At 71.5% G+C, this 22,158-nt stretch carries 20 protein-coding genes; 14 read left to right on the forward strand and 6 right to left on the reverse strand.

Going from position 1 to position 22,158, the window contains the following annotated elements; all coding sequences use genetic code 11:
• Nucleotides 1–153: 153 nt before the first annotated feature.
• A complete protein-coding gene (locus MKK63_RS11940; protein ID WP_244001903.1) occupies nt 154–1,122 on the reverse strand; it encodes a GDP-mannose 4,6-dehydratase in 969 nt (322 codons plus the stop codon).
• 41 nt (nt 1,123–1,163) lie between these two features.
• A complete protein-coding gene (locus MKK63_RS11945; protein WP_244001906.1) occupies nt 1,164–2,399 on the reverse strand; it encodes a complex I NDUFA9 subunit family protein in 1,236 nt (411 codons plus the stop codon).
• Nucleotides 2,400–2,619: 220 nt separating this feature from the next.
• Here MKK63_RS11945 and MKK63_RS11950 point away from each other — a divergent pair, with 220 nt between their 5' ends.
• Complete coding sequence (locus MKK63_RS11950; protein ID WP_244001908.1) at nt 2,620–2,820, forward strand: hypothetical protein; 201 nt, start codon at nt 2,620–2,622, stop codon at nt 2,818–2,820.
• 31 nt (nt 2,821–2,851) lie between these two features.
• Here the strand turns inward: MKK63_RS11950 and MKK63_RS11955 are convergent, their stop codons facing one another.
• Both MKK63_RS11955 and MKK63_RS11960 read right to left on the reverse strand, forming a co-directional pair.
• Nucleotides 2,852–3,793 (reverse strand): MBL fold metallo-hydrolase, encoded by a 942-nt coding sequence (locus tag MKK63_RS11955; protein WP_244001910.1) that lies wholly within the window; start codon nt 3,791–3,793, stop codon nt 2,852–2,854.
• Nucleotides 3,794–3,998: 205 nt separating this feature from the next.
• Entirely contained in the window at nt 3,999–5,189 is a 1,191-nt protein-coding gene (locus tag MKK63_RS11960; RefSeq protein ID WP_244001912.1) for a murein L,D-transpeptidase family protein, read from the reverse strand.
• A gap of 216 nt (nt 5,190–5,405) precedes the next feature.
• On the opposite strand from MKK63_RS11960, the gene MKK63_RS11965 reads away from it, so the two are divergent.
• The gene (locus MKK63_RS11965) at nt 5,406–6,530 is read left to right on the forward strand and encodes an FAD-binding domain-containing protein (RefSeq protein WP_313901764.1); all 1,125 of its coding nucleotides are present in this window, start codon (nt 5,406–5,408) and stop codon (nt 6,528–6,530) included.
• Between the two features lie 80 nt (nt 6,531–6,610).
• Here the strand turns inward: MKK63_RS11965 and MKK63_RS11970 are convergent, their stop codons facing one another.
• Together MKK63_RS11970 and MKK63_RS11975 are read right to left on the reverse strand one after the other, a co-directional pair.
• The gene (locus tag MKK63_RS11970) at nt 6,611–7,066 is read right to left on the reverse strand and encodes a hypothetical protein (protein WP_244001914.1); all 456 of its coding nucleotides are present in this window, start codon (nt 7,064–7,066) and stop codon (nt 6,611–6,613) included.
• A 101-nt stretch (nt 7,067–7,167) separates the two neighbouring features.
• Nucleotides 7,168–9,741 (reverse strand): ABC transporter ATP-binding protein, encoded by a 2,574-nt coding sequence (locus tag MKK63_RS11975; RefSeq protein WP_244001916.1) that lies wholly within the window; start codon nt 9,739–9,741, stop codon nt 7,168–7,170.
• Between the two features lie 285 nt (nt 9,742–10,026).
• Here MKK63_RS11975 and MKK63_RS11980 point away from each other — a divergent pair, with 285 nt between their 5' ends.
• From MKK63_RS11980 to MKK63_RS12035, 12 genes are read left to right on the forward strand one after another with little or no spacing between them, the layout of a single operon-like run.
• Nucleotides 10,027–10,686, forward strand: a complete 660-nt coding sequence (locus MKK63_RS11980) for a cytochrome c3 family protein (protein ID WP_244001918.1) — start codon at nt 10,027–10,029, stop codon at nt 10,684–10,686.
• Nucleotides 10,683–13,643: a TAT-variant-translocated molybdopterin oxidoreductase gene (locus tag MKK63_RS11985; protein WP_244001920.1), complete on the forward strand. Its 2,961-nt coding sequence runs from the start codon at nt 10,683–10,685 to the stop codon at nt 13,641–13,643. The genes MKK63_RS11980 and MKK63_RS11985 overlap by 4 nt, the downstream gene beginning before the upstream one ends.
• Nucleotides 13,644–13,645: 2 nt before the next feature.
• Nucleotides 13,646–15,655: a quinol:electron acceptor oxidoreductase subunit ActD gene (locus MKK63_RS11990; RefSeq protein WP_244001922.1), complete on the forward strand. Its 2,010-nt coding sequence runs from the start codon at nt 13,646–13,648 to the stop codon at nt 15,653–15,655.
• Nucleotides 15,652–16,197: a c-type cytochrome gene (locus MKK63_RS11995; RefSeq protein ID WP_244001924.1), complete on the forward strand. Its 546-nt coding sequence runs from the start codon at nt 15,652–15,654 to the stop codon at nt 16,195–16,197. The genes MKK63_RS11990 and MKK63_RS11995 overlap by 4 nt, the downstream gene beginning before the upstream one ends.
• The gene (locus MKK63_RS12000; protein WP_244001926.1) at nt 16,194–17,255 is read left to right on the forward strand and encodes a hypothetical protein; all 1,062 of its coding nucleotides are present in this window, start codon (nt 16,194–16,196) and stop codon (nt 17,253–17,255) included. The genes MKK63_RS11995 and MKK63_RS12000 overlap by 4 nt, the downstream gene beginning before the upstream one ends.
• Nucleotides 17,252–17,737, forward strand: a complete 486-nt coding sequence (locus MKK63_RS12005) for a hypothetical protein (protein WP_244001928.1) — start codon at nt 17,252–17,254, stop codon at nt 17,735–17,737. Before MKK63_RS12000 ends, MKK63_RS12005 begins: the two co-directional genes overlap by 4 nt.
• Entirely contained in the window at nt 17,734–18,723 is a 990-nt protein-coding gene (gene coxB / locus MKK63_RS12010) for a cytochrome c oxidase subunit II (RefSeq protein WP_244001930.1), read from the forward strand. Before MKK63_RS12005 ends, coxB begins: the two co-directional genes overlap by 4 nt.
• A complete protein-coding gene (locus MKK63_RS12015) occupies nt 18,720–20,396 on the forward strand; it encodes a cbb3-type cytochrome c oxidase subunit I (RefSeq protein ID WP_244001932.1) in 1,677 nt (558 codons plus the stop codon). The genes coxB and MKK63_RS12015 overlap by 4 nt, the downstream gene beginning before the upstream one ends.
• Entirely contained in the window at nt 20,393–21,052 is a 660-nt protein-coding gene (locus MKK63_RS12020) for a cytochrome c oxidase subunit 3 (protein ID WP_244001934.1), read from the forward strand. Before MKK63_RS12015 ends, MKK63_RS12020 begins: the two co-directional genes overlap by 4 nt.
• A gap of 1 nt (nt 21,053) precedes the next feature.
• Entirely contained in the window at nt 21,054–21,365 is a 312-nt protein-coding gene (locus tag MKK63_RS12025; RefSeq protein WP_244001936.1) for an oxidase, read from the forward strand.
• Nucleotides 21,366–21,418: 53 nt separating this feature from the next.
• Nucleotides 21,419–21,772 carry a type II toxin-antitoxin system RelE/ParE family toxin gene (locus MKK63_RS12030; protein ID WP_244001938.1) on the forward strand — a complete coding sequence of 118 codons (354 nt, stop codon included), beginning with the start codon at nt 21,419–21,421 and terminating at the stop codon, nt 21,770–21,772.
• Nucleotides 21,773–21,814: 42 nt separating this feature from the next.
• On the forward strand, nt 21,815–22,123 hold the full coding sequence (locus MKK63_RS12035; RefSeq protein ID WP_244001940.1) for a helix-turn-helix domain-containing protein: 309 nt from the start codon (nt 21,815–21,817) through the stop codon (nt 22,121–22,123).
• The last annotated feature ends 35 nt before the right edge of the window (nt 22,124–22,158 follow it).

Raw genomic sequence — 22,158 nt, forward strand, 5'->3', positions numbered from 1 at the left:
CTGGCGGAGCAGCTGGCGTATCCGGCGGAGGCGCAGGACGCGCTGCGGGTTAAGGGGGTGGTGCGGTAGGAGGTGCCGAGGCGCGTCTCCCGCCCGCCCCCATCTGGGGCTTGCGGACTGCGCGCCAGCGTGGTGGGCGAGGGGAACCCGCGCTCAAGCTTGAGAGGTGTGAGCGGTCGCCAGCCGCGCCCGCGCGTCGTCCAGCACCCGGTTCACGGCGGCGTCCCAGGCGATCCGTGGCCGCCAGCCGGTCATGGCGCGCAAAAGCCCGGCATCGCCGGCCGCCACGGGGATCTCGGTCGGGCGCACCCGCTCGGGGGCGACCCGGATCTCGAACGGCACCCGCGCCCGGGCGCGCAGATCCTCCAGCACGCTGGCGATCGTGCGCGGCACACCGGAGCTGATGTTGAACACGCTGCCGTCCCTCAGCGCGTCCGATTGGCCGATCAGGTCGGCATAGGCCTGCGCCACGTCCGCCACGTCCAGGAAGTCGCGGTACGAGGAGAGGTTGCCGACCTCCAGGCAGGGCGGCACCAGGCCGGCCTCGATCCGGGCGATCTGCCCCGCGAAGGACGCCACCACGAAGCGTTCGTCTTGGCCCGGGCCGATATGGTTGAACGGCCGCAGCACCACGAGCTTCACGCCGATCCGGGGCAGCAGGTCGCGCAGCAGCTGCTCGCCGACCCATTTCGACCGGGCATAGGTGTTGCGCGGCAGCGGCTCGGCCGCCTCGCTCAGCGCGTGCCCGGCCAGGAAGGCGCTGCCGTAGACCTCGCCGGAGCTGACGTCGAAGAACGTGCAGCCCGGTACGGATTCGACGGCGGCGACGAGGTTCATCAGCCCGTTGACGTTCACCCGCCACGTCTGCCCGGGTCCGCTGGCGGAATCGGCCACCGAGGCGAGACCCGCGAGGTGCAGGATTTCGGTCGGCCGGAACCGGTCCACGAAGCCGCGGATTGCCGCCTCGTCGAGGAGATCCACGGTCTCGTAGGTGACGCCCTCCGGCAGCCGGGGCGCAGGCCCCCGCCCGATCCCCGCCACGCGGTCGCCCGCCGCCGCCAGGAGCGGCAGGACGTGCCCGCCCACGAAGCCGGCGGCCCCGGTGACGAGGATGCGCCTCACGTCCAGGCCGTGGCGGCGCGGGTGCGGATGTGGCTCACCATCTAGCTCGGCTTCCGGGTCCCCCAGCGCACGCCCATGCCGGCCCCCGGAGAGCTTCCCGCATCGGCGCCGATCGCCGGGCCCGAGGCGGTCTGCGGCCGGTGCTGGGAGCTGGCCGCCAGGGGCCGCGGCGCGATCGAATCGGGCACCTCGGACAGGTGCTCCTCGTCCCGCTCCGTGGAGAACTGGCCGGCCTTCCGGTAGGTCCAGAGGTAGCCCGGCACCACCGCCTCGGCGGCGGTCGGGATGATCCCCATCCCCTCGAAGGTCCGGCCCTCGGCCTTGGCGGCCTCCGAGACGACGTTGTCGTTCTGGAGCAGGATCACCTGATCGCGGGTGAGCTTGAGCGTGTCGGGCAGCAGGCCGAAGGTGAGCGTGTCGGCGATCTCCAGCAGGCGGGCCTGGAGCTTGGCCGCCGGCAGCGGCAGGTCGACCACGACGCGTTTGCGCCGGATCGTCTTCAGCATGTAGCGCACGAAATGCTCCAGCGTGCCGACCTCCGGGCCGCCGAGTTCGTAGACCTTGCCGCGCGCCAACGTGCCGTCGACCGCGCGGGCGATCGCCTCGGCGACATCGCCCACGAAGGCCGGCTGGAAGCGCGACTGCCCGCCCGCCAGCGGCAGGACCGGGAGCGCCCGGGCCAGCCCGGCGAAGCGGTTGAAGAAGCCGTCGCCCGGCCCGAAGATCAGCGACGGCCGGATCACCACCGCGTCCGGGCAGGCGGCGAAGACCTTGGCCTCGCCCTCGGCCTTGGTGCGGGCGTAGTGCGACGGCGAGGCCGGATCCGCCCCGATCGCCGAGACGTGGATCATCCGGGCGCCCTGCCGGGCCGCCGCGCGGGCGATCGCCTCGGCCCCCTCGACCTGCAGGCGCGCGAAACTCTGGGAGCCGGTCTCCTGCAGGATGCCGACGAGGTTGATCAGCACGTCCGCACGCTCGGCCGCGCGGGTCACCGAGTCGGGGTAGCGCAGATTCGCCTGGACGGCCACGATCTGGTTGACCTGCCCCAGGGGCTGCAGGAACAGCGCCAGATCCGGCCGCCGCACCGCGACGCGGATCCGGTAGCCGCGCTTGGCCAGCGCCCGCACGACGTGCCGCCCCAGGAACCCGGAGCCGCCGTAGATCGTCACGAGCTGATCCTGCGGGCGCAGGGGGCCCGAAGTCGCCGGGACGGCGGCTCCGCTGTCCCGGGGCGTGTCCGCGCTCGCGGTCGTGTTGATGGTGTCTGGGCCGGTCATCGCCGTGGTCTCGGGCTCCGCGCGCCCCGGGGCGCCATAACGGGGCCTACTTAGAGCGGGGGCCGAGGGCGTTGCAATCAGGCGCCGCGCGAAGATCGCGGTTTGCGGCGCTTCTGACGCCGGGCAGCCCCGATCCTGGGACGGAACGGCCGCCGGTCCCGCGCATTCTCACGGTCTCGCGCCGCATCGGCCGGCGCGGTCGCGTCCGCCGGAGAGTGCGATGATTGTAGGAATGTTCGTCTCCGCGGCGATCGCCGTCCTCGGCCTGCTCGTCGCCCTCGGCTGGATCGGCCATCCGATCGACGCCCAGCTCGTCAGCAATTACGGCTGGAGCATCCTGACCATCGGCGTCGCCCTGTTCGTGCTGTTCGGGTTCGGCCGGTTCAACCGGGCGCGCAAGGCCCGTTCCCTGGCCCGCTGAGCGGCCCGAGCCCGCTCCGCCTGCGCCCTGCTCAGGCGACCTTGACCCGGCGGCGCACCTCGCGCGCCACGGCCGGCCGGCCGCTCGCCCGGCGGCTCACGGTGCGGGGGGCACCGACCGTGATGCTCTGGGATTCGCGGGCGATGAAGGCGGTCGGCATCTCGGCCTGAAGGTCGGCCTCCATGTCGCGCAACGCCGTGTCGGAATGGGCGGGGTGCAGGTGGATGATGGCCAGCGCCTTCACCCCCGCCACCTGCGCCAGCTCGACGCCCTTCTGCCACGTGGAATGGCCCCAGCCCCGGCAGGTCGGGTATTCGCCGTCCGTGAACATGCCGTCGTAGACCATCAGGTCGGCCCCGGCGACGAACTCCGCGAGCGCCGGGTCCGGCCAGGGATCGCTGTGCTCGATGTCGCTGATCAGGCACAGGCGGCGGCCGCCATGTTCGAACCGATAGCCCACCGAGCCCTGCGGATGGTTCAGCGCGATCGTGTCGACCCGCGTCCCGTCCGGGAAGGTCAGGGTCTGGCCCGCCTCGAACCCGTGATGGTTGAAGGTGCAGCACAGCTTGTCGAGCGTAACCGGGAAGAGCGGCGGCGCGAACAGCCGGTCGAGGGTCGGGCCCGCCGATTCGCCGCCGAGATTGCCGCAATAGGTGTTGATCACCCGGTTGCAGTCCAGAACCGCGGGCTTGAAGAACGGCAGACCCGCCGTGTGGTCGAGGTGCAGGTGGCTGAACAGCAGGTCGACTTCCTGCGGCAGGTCGGTCCGGTGGCCCTGTCCGAGGTTGTAGAGGCCCGAGCCCGCATCGACGATGAACATCCGCTGCCCGCAACGGACCTCCAGGCAGGGCGTGCTGCCGCCGAACTCGACATACTGGGGGCCGCTGACCGGGGTCGAGCCGCGGACGCCCCAGAAGCGCAGTACGAGGTCCTGATTGGCCGCCGGGACGGTCGGCCCATACGTATTGGACATGGCGATCACGAATCTGCGGACGTCGATCCCGATCCGTTACGATCGAGACCCCGTCGCCGTTCCGGGAAGAGGGCAAAGATTACGGCAGGCCGACGGTTCGAGAGTACCGTGCGGCCCCTGCCGTACCATGAATTGGTGGGCCGCACGCCCCCGTGATGTGCGTCTGCGCACACGGATGGGCCGGGGCGGCGGGCTCCCGCATGCCTCACGGGGTCTCGGCCGACGCGATGAGGCCCGAGGTCGAACCGAACGGATGCGCGTGGCCGAGGGTGAGTCCGCCGAGGCCTGCGGTGAGCCAGGAGGGCAGGCCGTCGCCGTAGCGGGTCGGGATCGGGCCGGCGAGCGCCCCGAACGGATCCGCGGCGCGCTCGTAGACCGGGACGAAGCCGGCCATCCGCCGGGGCGACAGGGCGGAGCCCGCCGCCCAGGTGCTCCAGACCGCCTCCGGGACCGGGCGCGCGGCGCGGTGACCGGGCACGATCACCACCTCCTGCCCCGCGAAGGCCAGGGCCTCCGGCCGGCTGACGTCGCCGACCGCCCCGCCCCGGGCCGTGTAGGCCGCCCAGAAGGCGTTCTGCCCGCCGTCGGAATAGGTGGTGCGCACGGCCGGCTCCCCCGCCTCGGCGAGCGCCGCGATCCGGGCTTCCTCGACGGCCTGGCGGGTCGCCACGGCCGCCTCGACCGCGGGATTCCTGGACGGCGCGAAGGCGTAGCGCCCGGCGACCACCGAGACCTGAAGCTCCTCGCGGCTCGCCTCGAACCGGTCGGACCCGGTCTTGAGCTCGCGCCAGAAGGCGAAGTTCGGGTCGGTCCGGTGGCGGGCCATGGCCTCGGCGGTCATCCGGAACGGGTAGGACTGGAACTGGAACGCCGCCTGCCCGCCCTTCAGCGCGTCGCGGGCGATGGCGTAGATCTCGCCGACCGTGCCGTCGGTCATGGCGAAGCAGCCCATCGACGAGCAGATGCCGTGGACCATCACGGCGGATCCGGTGCCGCCATGGGCCCGGTCGTAGGCGTTCGGATAACCGACGTCGAACGACAGGTAATAGTGCGAGTTCGGGTTCATCTGGTGCCGGGGCACCGTGTAGAACCCCTCCGGGGTCTGCCGGTCGCCGCTCTTGCGCTTGGGGCCGAGCTGGCCGGACCAGCGGCAGATCGGGAAGGTCTTGATGAAGACGTAGCCGGACGGGCCCTTCTTCCAGACCTCGATCTCCGATTCCTTCTTGTAGGCCCGGAACAGCACGGGCGACGCGGCGGTGACGCCCTTCTGGGCCATCAGCGCGAGGGTCGCGGCCGGGATCGGCGCCTCGGCCTTGCCGGCCTGGGCTGCGGCAGGGCCGGAGAGCGCCAGGAGGACGAGGCCGGCAGCGCGGATGATCGAGGGCGTTCGAGACATGAACCGTCCGGGCTGGATCGGCCGGGGTGGCGCCGAGCGGACCGGATTCCCGACCTGACGGAGTATTGCGGCGGCGGTGAGGCTGTGGACCGGGACGATTCCAGGGGGGTCCCGCCAACGCAGACCTGACGCGGATCCGAGCGCCGTCCAGGAAATGGGTCGCATCGGCGAGGTGGAAACCCGCCCTAACTCGCCGGCATGGATCGCACCTTTCCCATGACCCGTCCCATGACCCGCGACGTCGCGCTTGACCGGCTGTCCGCTTTTCTCGCGCAGGCGGGCCTTGCCTATGCCGGTGCCCGCAACACCGACCGCGGACCGGACGCGGCGCCGACGACATCGGCGCTCTCGCCCTACCTGCGCCGGAGGCTGATCACCGAGGCCGAGGTGGTGGCCGCGGCCGATCGCGCGTTCGGCGACGGGGGCGCCGAAAAATTCGTGTCCGAGGTGTTCTGGCGGACCTACTTCAAGGGTCACCTCGAGACCCACCCCGAGGCCTGGACCGGATTCCTGGCGTTGGCCGCGGCGGACCGCAGGCGGCTGGCCACTGAGCCGGGGCTGCGCCGCACCTACGAGGCCGCCATCGCGGGCCGGACCGGCATCGACGGGTTCGACGACTGGGTCGCGGACCTCGTCGAGACGGGCTGGCTGCACAACCACACCCGGATGTGGTTCGCCTCGATCTGGATCTTCACCCTGCGCCTGCCCTGGGCGCTCGGAGCCGCGTTCTTCATGGCGCATCTGATCGACGGCGATCCGGCGAGCAACACCCTGTCGTGGCGCTGGGTGGCCGGCCTGCACACGCGCGGCAAGCACTATGTCGCCCGGGCCGAGAACATCCGGCGGTACACCGACAGCCGCTTCGACCCCGTCGGCCTCGACGAATATCCGGACCCCCTGGACGAGGCCACGCCGCCGCGGGAGGTCCCGATCAAGCGGGCCGACGCGGCGCCGGCCGGCGACGTCGCACTGCTGCTGCATCTCGATGACCTGAACCCGGAAAGCCTTCCGCTCGGCGACGCCAGGATCGTCCGGGTCGGCGGCCTCGTCGTCCATGCGCCGGACGCCTCGGACCGGGTGCGGGAGGCCGATCGGGCTGCGATGGCCGACGCACTGACGCGGGCCGCAGCGCATTTCGACTGTCCGGCGACCCTGGTCCCGGCCGACTGGGATGCGGGCTGTCCGACGGTGACGGCCTGGGCCCCGGTCGGGCCCTCCGCCGATGCGCTGCCGGCCGGCTGCCTGCGGGTTCGCCGCGCCTGGGACGAGGCCGCTTGGCCCCTGGCCACCCGGGGCTATGGGCGTCTGCGGAAGGCCATCCCTCAGCTCATGCCGCACTGAGCCCTGAACGACGCGGCGTGGGGCCGTGAGGCATGCCCTCGGCGCGTCGCGGCGGCCGCTCCGGCGGTCGCGTAGGGGCTCTATGTGCAGGCCTGGGCCAGCTTCCCGTGCAGGTCTTTCAGGCCGGACAGATCGACGTCCTCCGTGATCGCCTCGTGCCATTTATCGAGGATGCGGATCTGAAATCGCCGGCCGTTTAAAATCTCCGTCAGCGCATCGCCATCAAGGGCGATGAGACCTTCGCTCTGCATGGTGCTGGGCGGAAACGCCGGTGTCGAGGCGGGCTTGTCGTCGATTCTGTACTGATAATTGAAGATCGCGTTTTTCGGCAGTCCGGTGACCACGAGCTTGTCCCTGGTCACCTGGATCCGTGACGGTGTCTTCGGCGTCAGAAGGCACGCGTCCTCGCGCGTCGCATCGCTGTCCGACCGCTTCAGGTCCCAGTTGCCTGCGCTGGCCAGGGTCGCGTCGCCCGCCTGGGCCGTGGCGACGGGCGCGGTCAGTGCCGCCAGGACCGCCAGAACCGACACTCTCATGGGGATCTCCTTAGCCCCGCGGCCGTCCTTCGGTCCGCGCGGGCACCCTTGGGCAGATCGGGCGCGCTGGGCGTCTGGCCACCTTCGCGACCAATGGCCGCTCACGCCACCGGCGCCGGTTCCGCCTCCGCGTTCACCGGCTCGGGCGCCACCACGGCGCTGTTCTCCACCGCGATCACCGCGTCGAACGGGGCGATCCCGTCCAACACGGCGGCCCCGGGCAGGCAGACGATCAGGCCGCGCCCGGCCCGCACCTGACGCAGCCCGGCAAGGCGGTCGCTCAGCCCCTCCTTGCGCTCGTCGGCGGCGATCGCGACGACCAGGATATCGGGCTCGCGGGCAAGGCAACGGACCAGCTCGATCGCCATCCGCTCCCGGGCGTTGATCGCCCCGTCCGCCAGGGCGCCGGTGCTCGGCTGGATCTCGACCTTGCTGTCGAGGCCGAGTTCGTAGACCGCGGCCTCCAGGCCCTCCTCGGCGAGCACGCGCCGCACCAGCGCCCGCACCCGCGGCTCGGCATTGGCCTCGCCCAGGCTGATCCGGCCGAACAGCAGGTTCTCCTGGAGGCTCGCGGCCGGGTTGACCCGGCCGGGATCGTGGAACTCCACCGCGCCGGCGAGATGGGCCGGCAGCATCCGCGCGAAGGAGCGCCGGGCCTGGACCAGCCGCTCCTCGAAGGCCGTGTCGATCAGGCCGAAGCGATGGCGCGTTTCGCTGTAGCGCAGGGCGAGCCCGATCAGCCGCATCCGGTCGCGCTGGCCCGCGGGCCCCCGGCGCAGGCCCCCGGCATCGGGCAGGCGCACCACGAGGTCCTCGAAATAGCCCCGCTCCGCGGCCTGGAACAGCGAGTAGGCGTCGAACAGCGGATGATCGTTCGGCAGGTCGGCGAAGATCTCCACGGTGCTGCGGGCGACCGACAGGCCGATCTCGGTCAGGGCCCGCACCAGCCCCTCGGCCTCCAGCACCGCCCGCAGGTAGGGGTGCCGGGCGAAGCGCAGGGGCGCGAAGGCACCGCCCACCGGCTCGCCGAACAGGATGTTCTCGCCGATGCTGGCCTGATGGTTGTAGCGATCGGGGTCGAACGGCTCGATGAGGCGCTCGGCCCCCTTGGTGGCCAGCGCCTGCCGCATGGTCCGGCGGGCCGAGACGATCGCCGCCGCGAGCCGCGGCCGGGCCGCGGGATCGAGCCGTCCGGTCAGGCCGCGGGCATACACGAAGCCGTCGAGCCCGGTCAGCCGGCAGAGTCCCACGAGGGCGATGTCGTCGGGCGCCCGGGTCGGGTCGGTGCCGTAGAGCAGGTTCTGGCGCAGCGAGCCCGCCATCAGGATCGCCTCGCCGGCCGCGAAGGCGATGCGGCGGGCGCGCTCGGCGGAATCGAAGCCGCGCAGGTCCGTGCCCGCATAGGTGACGGTGCCGGCGGTCGGCTCGACCTGTCCGGCGAGCACCGCCGCCAGCGCCCGGGCGCCGCTGCCCCGGGTGCCGGTGATCGCCACGTGGCCCGGCATGGAGATCGCCACATCGACGCCGGTCAGCCGCTCGCCGGTGGCCGGATCGAAGGCGCCGACCCCCTGGGTCGCGAGGAGGCCCGAGCGGGGCAGCGGCACGGGCGCGCCGGGCCGCGCCCGCCGGCCTTCGAGGGACGCGACGATGCGGGCGAGGTCGCGCAAGCGCGGACGCACGGCGCGGCGCACCGTCCAGAGGCGCGCGCAGGCGGCGGCGAGCCAGCCCGCGAGGCCGAAGGCGCCCACCGCCGCCAGGAAAGCCGCCGGATCCACCGGCGGCACCGGGGGCGCCCCCGGAGCGGCCGTCCGCCACAGGGCCGTGCCGATCGCGATCGCGGGCAGGATCACCGCCAGCGCCAGGGCCGGTGCCCGCGCATAGGCGAGCCGCGCCTCGGCGCGGGCGACGGTGCCGCGCATCGCCGTCACGCGGGCGGCGATGCGCGTCCGTTCCAGGGCGGCCGCCCCGTGGTTGCGCACCGCCGGCAGGCGGCGCACGAGGTCGTTCAGGTTCTCCTCGGCCCGCACGCTGCTGCGCAGGCGCAGATCCTGCCGGTCCCGGGCCCGTTCCAGCACCAGCCCGTAGGCGAGGCCGACCGCCCCGAGGCCGACCACGGCGGCCGGGATCAGCCGGGGCGCCGCCAGGGCGGCGAACCCCAGGGCCAGGACCAGCGCGGCGAGCGTCATCGCCGGCAGGACGATGCCGGCCGCGAGCAGCCGGTCGGCCCGCGCCAGCACCTCGCCGACGAGGCGGGCGAGGCTGCGCGCCTCGTCCCGCGCCCCGGCCGGGGCGTCGAGGACCGCCCGCAGGACACCCTCGCGCACCGCGTCGGCGGCGCGGGTCTGGGCCTTGAAGCACAGGCGCGCCACCCACCAGCCGAGACCCGCCAGGATCACCGCGCAGGCGGCGATGCACAGGAACGCCGCGAGTTCGAGCCCGGCCGCCCGCATCGGCACGCCCGGTGCCAGGACGAGCTCGCGGCCCTGCAGGGGCACGGCGAGGCGCAGGAAGGCGAGCGTCGGCGCATCGTCGCGGGGCAGCACCGCGACGAGGTCGCGCAGGCACAGGATGGCCAGCGCGCAGAGCGGCGCGCCGACCCCGACCGCGAGGGCCGCGGCGGCCCCGTGCAGACGCCGCGCGGCACGCCAGGTCAGGAGGAGAGGATCGGATTCCATGCGTCTCCGGAGGGGAACGGGGGGGCGTCCGCGGCGTCCCATCGCGAGCGGCATGGGCATAGGCCCTCGCGCCGGCCACGGAAAGCGTTCCGAGGCCGTGCGACATGTCGGCCAGCCTGATCCAAGTTCTAGCCCCCGTCTGGAAGCGCTCTAGGTTAGACGTGTGGTGCAGGGCGGTGCGCGGTCCGGTCGCGATCGGGATCTGAGGGTGAGGCAAGGCTTGCGGCGAGAGCTTGACCGGAGTGAGCGCGACATCCCGACCGCCCTCCGGCGTGGGCAGGGCTGATGGCGCAGCTGTTCACCCCCGGCGCCGACGCGCTCTACCGGCTCGCGCTGATGACCGGCGTCGCCTGCCTGGTCGGGCTGCCGGTGCTGGCCGCCGGGATCGTGCGCTCGAACTACGTCACGGGCGTCGGCGTGGCGCCGGCCCAGCCGGTGCCGTTCAGCCACAAGCACCATTCCGGCGAGCTCGGCATCGATTGCCGCTACTGCCACACCACGGTCGAGAAGGAGGCCACCGCCGGCATCCCGCCGACCCACACCTGCATGACCTGCCACTCGCAGATCTGGACCGGCTCGGACATGCTCAAGCCGGTGCGCGACAGCTACGGCCAGGACAAGCCGCTGGAATGGACGCGGCTGAACAAGCTGCCGCAATACGTCTACTACAACCACTCCGTGCACGTGACGAAGGGGATCGGTTGCTCGACCTGCCACGGCGACGTCACGTCGATGCAGATGACCTACCGGGCCAACGCCTTCGAGATGAAGTTCTGCCTGGACTGCCACCGGGCACCGGAGAAGTACGTGCGCACCCCCGATCAGGTCTGGAACATGACCTGGAAACCGCCCGCCGATCAGGCGACGCTGGGGCCGAAGCTGGTCGCGCAGAACCATATCCGCGGCGGCGCGCGGCTCACCGAGTGCGGGATCTGCCACCGATGACCGGCGCCTCCGACCTCGCGACCCTCCGTGAAAAACTCAGCCGCGGCGACGGCCCGCGCTTCTGGCGCAGCCTCGACGCCGTGGCCGACAGCCCGGAGTTTCGCGCCTATCTCGCCGCCGAGTTCCCTTCGGCCTCCCGGCTCGCCGCGGCGCCGGAGCGGCGCGGCTTCCTGAAGCTGATGGCGGCCTCGTTCGCGCTCGGCGGTCTCACGGCCTGTGGCAGCGGGGGCGGGCGCGACTACGAGGTGCCCTACGTCAACCAGCCCGAGCGGATCGTGCCGGGGACGGACCTCGCCTACGCGTCCGCGTCCGTCTTCGACGGGTTCGGCAACGGCGTGCTGGTCACCACCCGCAACGGACGACCGCTGAAGATCGAGGGCAATCCCGACCATCCCTGGAGCCGCGGCGGCACGGACGTGATGGCCCAGGCCTCGGTGCTCGGGCTCTACGATCCGTTCCGGTCGCAGGCGGTGCAGCATCTCGGCCGGCCGAGTTCCTGGGCGGCCTTCCGATCGGATCTGCAGGCGCAGATGCCGGCGTGGCGCGAGAACCGGGGCGAGGGGATCGCCCTGCTCACCGGCCCGGTGACCTCGCCCACGCTGGCCGCGCAGATCGCCCGGCTGCGGGCTGCCTACCCGGCGCTCCGCTGGCATGTCGGCGCGGGCGCGCCGCGCGACGGGCTCTACGAGGGCGCCCGCCGGGCCTATGGAAGGCCGCTGGAGACGCTGCCCGTATTCGACCGGGCGCGCACCATCGTGGCCCTCGACGGCGATTTTCTGGATCTCGGGCCGGGCCAAGTGGGGCTGTCCCGGCGCTGGATCGATGCGCGGCGGGCCGCCTACGCGGACGGGCGCCTCCTGACCCTCCACGCCGCCGCCCCGACCCCGACGCTCACCAGCGCCAAGGCCGATCACGGCGTCGTGGTCCCGGGCGGCCGCCTGGAGGACCTCGCCCGCGATCTGTTGGGCATGGCCGGTGGCGGTGCCGCGCCGGGGGGCGACGATCCGGTCGCCCGCTGGGCGCGGGAGGCCGGCAAGGCCCTCGCGGAGGCCCGGGGTGCCGGGATCGTCACGGCGGGCCTGACCGCGAGCCCGGATCTGCACGCGCTGGTCCACCGCCTGAACGGCGCGCTCGGCAACACCGGCGCGACCCTGCGACACATCGAGCCCGCCGCGGAACAGGGGGCCGGCACGCTGGCGGAGCTGACCGAGGCGATGGAGCGCGGCGCGGTCAAGGCGCTGATCGTGCTCGCCGCAAACCCGGTCTACGACGCGCCGGGCGCCCTCGACTTCGCGGCCCGGATGGAGCGGGTGCCGCTCAAGATCCATGCCGGGCTCTACTACGACGAAACCGGTGCCCACGCCGACTGGCACCTGCCGATCGCGCATCCGCTGGAATCCTGGGGTGACGTCCGCTCCCTCGACGGGACCGTGGGGCTGATCCAGCCGACCATCGCGCCGCTCTACAACGGCCGGACGCTGCCGCAGATGCTGGCCTTCCTGTCGGGTGGTGACGATGCCGAGGACGCGCTGGCCCTCGTCAAGGCGCGCTGGCGCAGCGAGGGAGAAGACGAGGCCGTCTTCGAGGCCCGCTTCTCGGAGGCCCTGCGCCGGGGCTTCTGGGTGGACAGCGCGCGGCCGGCCGAGACCGTGGCGCTGACGCAGGACGCCGCCCCTGCTCCCCCGCCTGCCCCGCCCGCCGGCGGGCTCGAGGTGCTGTTCCGCCCCGATCCCACGCTCTGGGACGGCGCCCATGCCGACCTCGCCTGGCTTCAGGAACTGCCCAAGCCGCTCACCAAGGTGGTCTGGGAGAACGTGATCGCGGTGAGCCCCCGGCTCGCCGAGCGCGAGGGCCTCGCCACCGGCGACGTCCTGCGGATCGAGGCGGCGGGCCGCGCGGTCGAGGGCCCGGCCTGGATCCTGCCGGGCCAGGCCGACGACACGGTGACCCTCACCCTGGGCTACGGCCGGGACGTGCCGGACCACCTGTCGCGCGGCCTCGGCTACGATGCCGGACCCCTGCGGCCGGTCGGCGCGTCCTGGCGGCTCTCCGGGGCAAAGCTGACCAAGACCGGGCGGCGGAGCGTGCCGGTCACCACCCAGCACCTCGGCACGATGGAGGGCCAGGATCTCGTCCGCGTGCAGGCGCTCGGCGCCGCGCCAGTGGGCGACCCGAAGGGCGCACCGAGTCCGGCCTCGTTCTATGCAGCCCCGGAGAGCCAGGATCGCTGGGTCGCGGCGCAATGGGGCATGGCGATCGACCTCGACGCCTGCACCGGCTGCAACGCCTGCGTCACCGCCTGTCAGGCGGAGAACAACATCCCGGTGGTCGGCCGCGAGGAGGTCGCGCTGGGGCGCTGGATGGGCTGGCTGCGGATCGACCGCTACTACGCGGGCGAACTCGACGCGCCGAGCACACATTTCCAGCCGGTGCCCTGCATGCATTGCGAGCAGGCGCCCTGCGAACTCGGCTGCCCCGTGGAGGCGACGCTCCACGATAGCGAAGGGCTGAACCTGCAAGTCTACAACCGCTGCGTCGGGACCCGGACCTGCCAGAGCTACTGCCCCTACAAGGTCCGCCGGTTCAACTACCTCGACTATACCGGTGGCATGACCCCGGTGGAGCAGCAGCAGCGCAACCCCGAGGTGACGGTCCGCGCCCGCGGCGTGATGGAGAAGTGCACCTACTGCATCCAGCGGATCACGGCGGCGCGGATCGCGTCCGCCAAGGACGACCACGCCCCGATCCCGGACGGCGCCGTCGAGACCGCCTGCCAGGGCGCCTGCCCGACCCGGGCGATCACCTTCGGCAACGTCGCCGACCCGGGCAGCCAGGTCTCGGCCGCCCGCCGGGACCCCCGGGAATACGCGCTGCTCGGCCACCTGAACACGCGGCCGCGCACCACCTACCTCGCCGGGCTCGCGCCGCCCTCGGAACCCGGCGGACGGGAGGGCTGAGCATGGCCGGTTCTGTCACGGGCGGCCCCCTGATCCGGCCGGACGAGACCCTCCAGGGCATCGGCGGCACCGTCACGGCGATCCCGCTGACCCATCCGGGCAACCGGCGCTGGTGGATCGCCTTCGCGGGGGCGGCCGCGCTGCTCGGCCTGTTCCTGCTGACCCTCGGCTACCTGCTCGCCGCGGGGCCCGGGATCTGGGGCAACAACAACGCCGTCGTCTGGGCGCTCGACATCGCGAGCTACGATTGGTGGATCGGCGTCGCCTCCGGCAGCCTGCTGGTCTCGGCCGTGCTGCTCCTGCTCGGGGCCGAGTGGCGCGGGGCGGTCAACCGGGTGGCCGAGACCCTGGCGCTCATCGCCACCGCGGCGGCCGGGCTCTACCCGATCATCCATCTCGGGCGGCCGTGGTTCTTCTTCTGGAACCTGCCCTACCCCAACACCTACGACCTCTGGCCGCAATTCCGCTCGCCGCTGCTCTGGGACGCGATCGACATCGTGTCCTTCCTGGTGATCTGCGTGAGCCTGTGGTTCATCGGCCTGCTGCCGGACCTCGCCACCTTACGCGACCGCGCCCAGGTCGAGGCGATGCGTCAGGCCGACGCCAAGGCGCCGACCCGCAAGATCGCCCTGCTGCGCGCCCAGGTCTACGGCATCGTCGCCTCGGGCTGGCGCGGCTCGGCGGCCCATTGGCAGATCTGGGTCCAGGCCTACCGGACGGTGGCTCTGCTCGGCGTTCTGCTGGTGGTCTCGGTCCAGACCGGCGCCTCGGTGATGCTGGCGGGCTCGCTGATGCCCGGCTGGCACAGCACGCTGCTGCCGGTGAGCTTCCTCGTCAACGCGGTCTATTCCGGCGTCGGCGTCACGGCGGTGATCGTGATGCTGATCCGCCTCGTCTACGGACTCGACGCCCTGGTCACGCCCCGCCACCTCGACGTGCTGGGCCGCCTGCTCCTCTGCCTCGGCTGCGCCAGCGCCTATTGCTACGCCGCCGAATATTTCGACACCTTCCTCAACGGCGACGCGCAGGCGCGCGGCGTCCTGGCCCGGCGCATGACCGGCGACCACGCCCTGGTCTCGTGGACGGCGATCCTCTGCCTCGTCCTGCCGGCGCAGATCCTGTGGTCGGCCCGGGCTCGGACGGCACCGCTGGCGTTGGCGGCGGTCGGGCTGCTCGTCGCCATCGGCGCCTATGCCGACCACGTCATGGTTCTCGTCGTGACCCTGACGCAGGATTTCCTGCCCTCCTCGCGGCTGCCCTACGGGGTCGACATCTGGGGCGTCGCCACCTTCGCGGGCTCCGTCGGCCTGTTCCTGACCCTGCTGCTGCTGTTCCTGCGCTACCTGCCGGCGGTCTCGATCGTCGAGAGCCGCCGCCTCGCCCTGACGGAGGCCCCGGCGGTTCAGGACGCCGCGCGCGCCGCCGCCCAGGCCGCCGCCCGGCCGGAGGAGACCTCGACCGAGGCGCCCCTGTGGGGCGTGGCGGCGAGCTTCGCCAGCCAGGGCGACCTCGCGGCCGCGCTCCAGGCCGTGTCGGGGATCGGTCCGGACCACGTCCATCTCGACGGGCATGGGCCCGTGCCGATGCCCCGGACCCTGCGGCCGCTCGGCCTGGAGGCCCGCTCGATCCTGCCCTACGCGCTGGCCGGGGCGCTGCTCGGTGGCGCGGGATTCTACGGGATGTGCGTCTACGCCACGGCCTACGACTACGTGTTCCTGATCGGCGGGCGCCCGCGCCTGTCCTGGCCCTCCTTCGTGGTGCCGAGCATCTCGTTCGCGATGATGGCGGGCTGCGTGGCGATCCACCTCGCGCTGCTCGTGCTCAACCGCCTGCCGCGGCTGAACCATCCGGCCTTCAACATCCCGGGCTTCCTGCGCGCCTCGGACGACCGCTTCTTCCTGACCGCCGAGGCGCGCGACGACAGGTTCGACGCGGCTCGCATCGAGCGGCGGCTCGCCGGCCTGCCGGCCGAGGCCGGGCGCCCCCTCGAGATCCGGCGGATCCCGCGATGAGGGCCGCCCTCCGCCTTTGCCTCCCGTTGGCGTTGCTTGCCCTGGTGCCGCTCGCCGCCTGCGGCGAGGCCGACATGGCCGATCAGGCCCGGGCCAAGACCTGGGACAAGAACCCGTTCTTCCCCAAAGAGATCACCATGCGCCAGCCGGTGGCCGGCACCGTGCCGAGGCGCGATCCCGCGCAGACCGCGCCGCAGCCGCAGAGTGTCAGCCGGGACCTGCTCGACCGGGGGCAGCAGCGCTACGCGGTGTTCTGCACCCCCTGTCACGGCCAGGACGGGCGGGGGCAGGGCATGATCGTCGCCCGCGGCTTCCCGCATGCCGGCAACCTCACGGGCGAGGACCTGCGCAAGGCCTCCGCGACTGAGCTTTACGATGCGATCTCGAACGGCCGGAAGGCGATGTTCGGCATGGCGCAGATGATCCCCTCCGCCGACCGCTGGGCGATCGTCGCCTATGTCCGCGCCCTCCAGCTCAGCCAGGATGCCCCGGTGGCGAGCCTGCCGGAGCCGGACCGGGCCCGGCTGGAGGCGGCGCGATGAGGCGCCCTGCCCTGCTCGGCCTCGCCGGCCTCGCCCTCCTGGCCCTCTGCCTGCTCGCGGGGGGCTGGCGCGGGGCGACGGCCTCGTACCTCGCGGCGTGGCTCGTGCTCCTCGCCCTGCCGGTCGGCGCCCTGCCGGTGGTCATCGTGGCCGAGCGCTTCGGCAAGCGGGTCCGCGAGCGCGGCGGCGTCGAGATGCTGGCGGGTCTGCGCCGGCTGATGGCGCTGATGCCGGTGGCCGTGCTCCTGTCGCTGCCGGTGCTCGCCGCCGCCGGCCTGCTCTACCCCTGGTCCGGCGCGCCCGCCCATACGCCGCTCGCCGCGATCTGGTTCACGGCGCCGTTCTTCGTGGCCCGGGTGATCGCCTATCTCGCCGCCTGGACCTGGCTGTCGCTGCGCTTCGCCCGGCCCTTCGACGCCCCCGGCGAGAGCCGGACCGTCCCGGCGGTGGGGCTCCACGCGGTGATCGGCACGCTGTTCGTCACCGACGTGATCGCGTCCCTCGATCCGCGCCTCGACTCCACCCTGCTGGGCCTGCTGGTGATGACCGCCTGGAGTGGCCTCGCCTTCGCGGCGGCGATCCTGCTCGCCTGGGAGGAGCCCGAGCCCGTGGGCCGCGGCCGCACCGCGCCGGGGCGCGGCCGGCTGGTGCCCCTCGTGGTGCTGCTCGGCCTGTGGGCCTACATGCACTTCGTGCAGTTCCTGATCGTCTGGTCGGCGAACCTGCCGCCGGAGGTGTCGTGGTACTTCGCCCGCGGCGGCTGGCTCGGGCGGGCGCTGTCGATCGTGGCGGGCGCCGTCGTGGTGCTGGCCGGCCTCGCGACCCTGCGGCCGGGCCGCCCGACCACCCGGATCCTGGCCGGGGCGGCGCTCGCCGTGCACGCCCTGGAGATGTTCTGGCTCGTCACCCCGGCGATCCGCGACCGGTTCGTGATCCGCCCGAGCGACGTGCTGGCCGCCGGCGGCGTGGCCTGCCTCGCCGCCGCGCTGCGACCGTTCCTGCGGCCGCGGGCCGACCGGGCAGCCTCGGCGGCCCGGCGCGCCGGGAGGCCGGCATGAGCGGCGGTCCCGCTGGCCTGATCCCGGCGATCCTGGCCGGGCTGACCCTGCGCGGCAGCGGCCTCTTCACCGGACGCCCGCCGCGCCCGCCCGCCAACACGCAGCGCGATCCCAACGATCCCGGGCATGAGACGCGGGACGTCAACGTCCGCAACACCGCCCTGGTCATGGCCGGCCTCGGCCTCACGGCCCTGGCGGTGATCGGCACCATGATCTGGCTGATGCACACCTTCGCGGCGAGCCAGCGCCGGACCCTGCCGGCGCTCACGCCCCAGCAGACGTCCCGACTCGTGCCGCCGCCCCCGAACCTCCAGGCCAACCCCTATGCCGATATCGACCGTGAGCGCGCGGCGTCCGAGGCACGGCTCGCCGGCTACGGCTACCGGGACGAGGCCCATACCCGCGCCCGCATCCCGATCGGCCGCGCCATGGATCTGACCGTCGGCCGCTCCCTCGAACCGGCGGAGTCCAGTGCGCGATGACGCCGAGCCACGAATCCCTCCAGCTCTGGCCGGCCGCGGTTTCCGCCACGGCGACCCAGACCGACCTGCTCATCCTGGCCTTCACGGTGCTGACGCTGCTGCTCACCGTGCCGGTCTTCGTGGCGATCACCTATTTCGCCCTGCGCTACCGGGAGGGCTCCGAGGCGGACCGCAGCCCGTCGGGCATCCGCTCGAACCTCATCGAGATCAGCTGGATGCTGATCCCGTTCCTGCTGACGCTGATCTTCTTCGTCTGGGGCGCGCGGCTCTACATCCATTCGCGGAATGCGCCCCCCGACGCCATGGTGGTCGAGGCGATCGGCCGGCAATGGATGTGGAAGTTCCAGCACCCGACGGGGCAGGCGGAGATCAACAACCTGCACCTGCCGATCGGCCAGCCGATCCGTCTGCACATCATCAGCCAGGACGTGATCCACGCCCTCTACCTGCCGGCCGTGCGCCTGCAGGTCGCCGCCCTGCCCGACCGCTACACCGACCTGTGGTTCAAGGCGGACAAGACCGGCACCTATCACCTCTACTGCTCGGAATATTGCGGCACCGACCATTCGGTCATGGGCGGCGAGGTCACCTTCATGAACCCGGGCGACTATCAGGAGTGGCTGACCCACGCGGGCGCCCAGCAGGGCAAGGTCGCGGCGGGCCGCGCCCTCTACGAGGCCTATGGCTGCGCCGGCTGCCACGAGCCGGGCTCCGCCGTGAAGGCGCCGAGCCTCGCGGGCCTGTACGGTGGCCCCGTGAAGCTCGCCGATGGCCGCACCGTCACGGCCGACGAGGGCTGGCTGCGCGAGAAGATCCTGAACCCGAACGGCGACCGGCTCGCCGGCGGGGGCAAGCAGATCATGCCCAGCTTCGCCGGCCGAATCCCGGCTGACGAGCTCACGACGCTGATCGACTTCCTCAAATCCTATTCGAGTCCGGCCGCCGGTAAGGCTGCCGACGCGACACCGGCAGGGTCGACACGATGAGCGCATCGGGCAGCATCGGCGGCACCGCCCGCCGCGAACCGCACACCCCCGAATCGACGATCGGGCGCAAGCCCGACTACCTGCACGCGGAATCGACCCTGCGCTCGTGGTTCCTGACCACCGACCACAAGCGCATCGCCCTGCTCTACCTCGCCTCGATCACCGGCTTCTTCGTGATCGGCGCCGTGGCGGCCGGCGTGGTGCGCCTCGCGCTGGTCGTGCCGAACGGCGCGATCATGACCAACGACACCTACAACAAGGCCTTCACCATCCACGGCGTGGTGATGGTCTGGTTCTTCCTGATCCCGTCGATCCCCGCGACCTTCGGCAATTTCCTGATCCCGCTGATGATCGGGGCCAAGGACCTCGCCTTTCCGAAGCTCAACCTGACGAGCTGGTACGTGTTCATGGCCGGCGCCCTGTTCACCCTGGCCGCGGTGGTGCTGGGCGGGGTCGATACCGGCTGGACCTTCTACGCCCCGCTCTCCACGGCATTCTCCAACACCTGGGTGCTGCCGGCGCTGATCGGCGTGACCATCGTGGGCTTCTCGTCGATCCTGACGGGGCTCAACTTCGTGGTCACGATCCACACCATGCGGGCGCCCGGCATGACGTGGTTCAAGCTGCCGATCTTCGTCTGGACGCACTACGCCACCAGCCTGATTTTTTTGCTGGCAACCCCTGTCATCACGACCGCGCTGATCCTGCTGATCGCGGAGCGCGCCTTCCATGTCGGCGTGTTCGATCCGGCCTATGGCGGCGACCCGGTGCTGTTCCAGCACCTGTTCTGGTTCTACTCGCACCCGGCCGTGTACATCATGGTCCTGCCCGGCATGGGGGTGATCTCCGAGATCGTCCCGGCCTTCGCGCAGAAGAAGCTGTTCGGCTACCGCTTCGTCGCCTACGCGTCGATCGGGCTCGCCTCGGTGACCTTCTTCGTCTGGGGCCACCACATGTTCGTCAACGGCCAGAGCGATCTGGCCTCGCTGGTGTTCTCGGCCCTGTCCTTCGCGGTGGCGGTGCCCTCGGCCGTGAAGGTCTACAACTGGACCGCCACGATCCATAAGGGCAGCCTGCGCCTCGACACGCCGATGCTCTACGCGATGGGCTATATCGGCCTGTTCGTGCTCGGCGGGCTGACCGGCCTCTACCTCGCGACGCTGGCCATCAACCAGCACATCCACGCGACCTACTTCGTGGTCGCGCATTTCCACTACATCATGGTCGGCGGCACGGTGCTGGCGTTCCTCGGAGGCCTGCACTTCTGGTGGCCCAAGTTCACCGGCCGGATGTACAGCGAGCCCTGGGGCCGTGTCTCGGCGCTGCTGATCTTCCTCGGCTTCAACGTGACGTTCTTCCCGCAATTCATCCTCGGCTATCTCGGCATGCCGCGGCGCTACGCGACCTATCCGGCGGAGTTCCAGCTCCTCAACGTGCTGTCCTCGGCGGGTGCCACGATCCTGGCGGCGGGCTACATCTTCCCGATGCTCTACCTCGTCTATTCCCTGTGGTTCGGGCGGAAGGCCCCCGCCAACCCGTGGAACGCGAAGGGGCTCGAATGGGAGACCTCGTCCCCGCCGCCGACGCACAATTTCCTGTCGCCGCCGGAGGTGCCGCGCATCCCCTACGACTACCCGATCCAGGCCAAGGAATCCCGGGACCAGCACGGATGAGCGAGGGGTTGGCCGACGGCGTCGGGATCGTTCGCGCCGAGCATTTCGAGAGCGTGGCGCAGCAGCGCGAGGCGGCGACCCTCGGCATCTGGGCGTGGCTGATCACCGAATTGCTGCTGTTCTCGGCCCTGTTCCTGGTGGCTCTGATCACCCGGATCCAGCACCCCGAGGCGACGGTCGCGGCGGCCAAGCACCTCAAGTTCTGGATCGGCGCCACCAACACCGTCGTGCTGATTGGCTCCAGCCTGACCATGTCCATGGCGATCGAGTTCTCGCGCATGGGCTGGCAGCGCGCCATGGTCCGGGCCATGCTGGCGACCGCGGCGCTCGGCGGCCTGTTCCTCGTGCTGAAGGGCTACGAGTACTACGCCGACTGGTCCGAGCACATGATGCCGTTCCTGAGCGGCCGGCCCTTCGCGCTGGCCGAGACGCCGGCCGCGCGGCTGTTCGTGAACCTCTACTACGTCGCCACGATCCTGCACGCCGTGCACCTGTTCACCGGCATCGCGCTCCTGCTCGGCATGACCTGGATGGCCGCCAAGGCCGGGTTCCTGTCCCGCCACCAGAACTGGATCGAGGTCTACGGCCTCTACTGGCACTTCATCGATCTGGTCTGGATCCTCGCCTTCCCGATCCTCTACGTGGTGAACCGGTAGGATGCGAACCCCCCTCGCCGCCTTGAGCGCCGACGACCGCGCCCTGCTTCGCAAGCGCCTGCGCACGCCCGTGCTGACCGTCCTGGCGCTGCTCGCCCTGCTCGCCGTCAACGTCACCCTCGGCGCCACCCTCCCCTTCGCGCAGGTCTGGATCGTCGAGTTTCTCGTCGTGGCCGTGATGGTGGCGCTGATCCTGCTGGTCTCCATGGAGGTGATCCACGAGCCGCCGCTGATCCGCCTGTTCGCGGGGCTCGGCTTCTTCTGGGTCGCCATCATGGTCGGGATGACGCTGACGGATTATCTGGCGCGGTAGCGGCTGAGGGTTGGCGCTTGCGCCACCACGCGCGACGCCTACCGTCGCGACTCATGCACACGGTCGTCTTGACCCCGAAATTCCTTGCCGACGCGAAAGCCGCGGGTGTCACCGATGGCGAGATGCAGGCGATCATCGATGCAATCGCCGCGGATCCAAGCGCCGGTGATCTCATCCCGGAGACCGGTGGAGCCCGAAAGGTCAGGATCGGCGGACGAGGCAAGGGTAAATCCGGAGGCTACAGAGTCATCACGTTCTACGTCGTCGATGATCTGCCGGTTTTCCTGCTGCGTTTGGTGTCGAAGGGGCAGCGTGTCGACATCAGCCGTGCTGAGCGGCAGGCAGTCAGGGTGGCTCTGACCACCCTGGCCGATGCCTATCGGGCAGGTTTGAAGCCGAATGGGTGATCCGCCTATCATGTCGACTGCCCATGCTGGGGAACACAACAGATGACCGCATTCGGAGAAGGACTGGTCGAAGCCGCTCAGCAGGCGCTCGCCATCGCCCGCGGTGAAGCTCACCCGGGGACCTATCGCGTCCACGGTTCACAGGACCTCGATGTGAAGGCCGTTCGTCTGGGGCTCGGTTTCACGCAGGCCGAGTTTGCTGCCCGCTTCGGCTTTCCGATCGGGATGCTCCGCGCCCTCGAACTGGGCCGCGCCCGGCCGGATACGCCGATGCGAGCCTACCTGACGGTGATCCGACATGACGCCGCCGCGGTGCTCCGGGCTCTGGATCATGCACAGGAAAGCGGCTGAAACGTTGGTTGTCCCTAAGGTCGAACGTCTCTAAA

Source organism: Methylobacterium sp. J-088 (genome assembly GCF_022829295.1).
Lineage (GTDB): Bacteria > Pseudomonadota > Alphaproteobacteria > Rhizobiales > Beijerinckiaceae > Methylobacterium.

Coding starts and splice junctions, on each gene's coding strand:
- MKK63_RS12005 (WP_244001928.1), top strand. CDS start 17,252: ATGAGCGGCGGTCCCGCTGGCCTGATCCCGGCGATCCTGGCCGGGCTG.
- MKK63_RS12000 (WP_244001926.1), top strand. CDS start 16,194: ATGAGGCGCCCTGCCCTGCTCGGCCTCGCCGGCCTCGCCCTCCTGGCC.
- MKK63_RS12015 (WP_244001932.1), top strand. CDS start 18,720: ATGAGCGCATCGGGCAGCATCGGCGGCACCGCCCGCCGCGAACCGCAC.
- MKK63_RS11980 (WP_244001918.1), top strand. CDS start 10,027: ATGGCGCAGCTGTTCACCCCCGGCGCCGACGCGCTCTACCGGCTCGCG.
- MKK63_RS11945 (WP_244001906.1), bottom strand. CDS start 2,399: ATGACCGGCCCAGACACCATCAACACGACCGCGAGCGCGGACACGCCC.
- MKK63_RS12035 (WP_244001940.1), top strand. CDS start 21,815: ATGACCGCATTCGGAGAAGGACTGGTCGAAGCCGCTCAGCAGGCGCTC.
- MKK63_RS12025 (WP_244001936.1), top strand. CDS start 21,054: ATGCGAACCCCCCTCGCCGCCTTGAGCGCCGACGACCGCGCCCTGCTT.
- MKK63_RS12020 (WP_244001934.1), top strand. CDS start 20,393: ATGAGCGAGGGGTTGGCCGACGGCGTCGGGATCGTTCGCGCCGAGCAT.
- MKK63_RS11975 (WP_244001916.1), bottom strand. CDS start 9,741: ATGGAATCCGATCCTCTCCTCCTGACCTGGCGTGCCGCGCGGCGTCTG.
- MKK63_RS11970 (WP_244001914.1), bottom strand. CDS start 7,066: ATGAGAGTGTCGGTTCTGGCGGTCCTGGCGGCACTGACCGCGCCCGTC.
- coxB (WP_244001930.1), top strand. CDS start 17,734: ATGACGCCGAGCCACGAATCCCTCCAGCTCTGGCCGGCCGCGGTTTCC.
- MKK63_RS11955 (WP_244001910.1), bottom strand. CDS start 3,793: ATGTCCAATACGTATGGGCCGACCGTCCCGGCGGCCAATCAGGACCTC.
- MKK63_RS11960 (WP_244001912.1), bottom strand. CDS start 5,189: ATGTCTCGAACGCCCTCGATCATCCGCGCTGCCGGCCTCGTCCTCCTG.
- MKK63_RS11995 (WP_244001924.1), top strand. CDS start 15,652: ATGAGGGCCGCCCTCCGCCTTTGCCTCCCGTTGGCGTTGCTTGCCCTG.
- MKK63_RS11965 (WP_313901764.1), top strand. CDS start 5,406: ATGACCCGTCCCATGACCCGCGACGTCGCGCTTGACCGGCTGTCCGCT.
- MKK63_RS11950 (WP_244001908.1), top strand. CDS start 2,620: ATGATTGTAGGAATGTTCGTCTCCGCGGCGATCGCCGTCCTCGGCCTG.
- MKK63_RS12030 (WP_244001938.1), top strand. CDS start 21,419: ATGCACACGGTCGTCTTGACCCCGAAATTCCTTGCCGACGCGAAAGCC.
- MKK63_RS11985 (WP_244001920.1), top strand. CDS start 10,683: ATGACCGGCGCCTCCGACCTCGCGACCCTCCGTGAAAAACTCAGCCGC.
- MKK63_RS11990 (WP_244001922.1), top strand. CDS start 13,646: ATGGCCGGTTCTGTCACGGGCGGCCCCCTGATCCGGCCGGACGAGACC.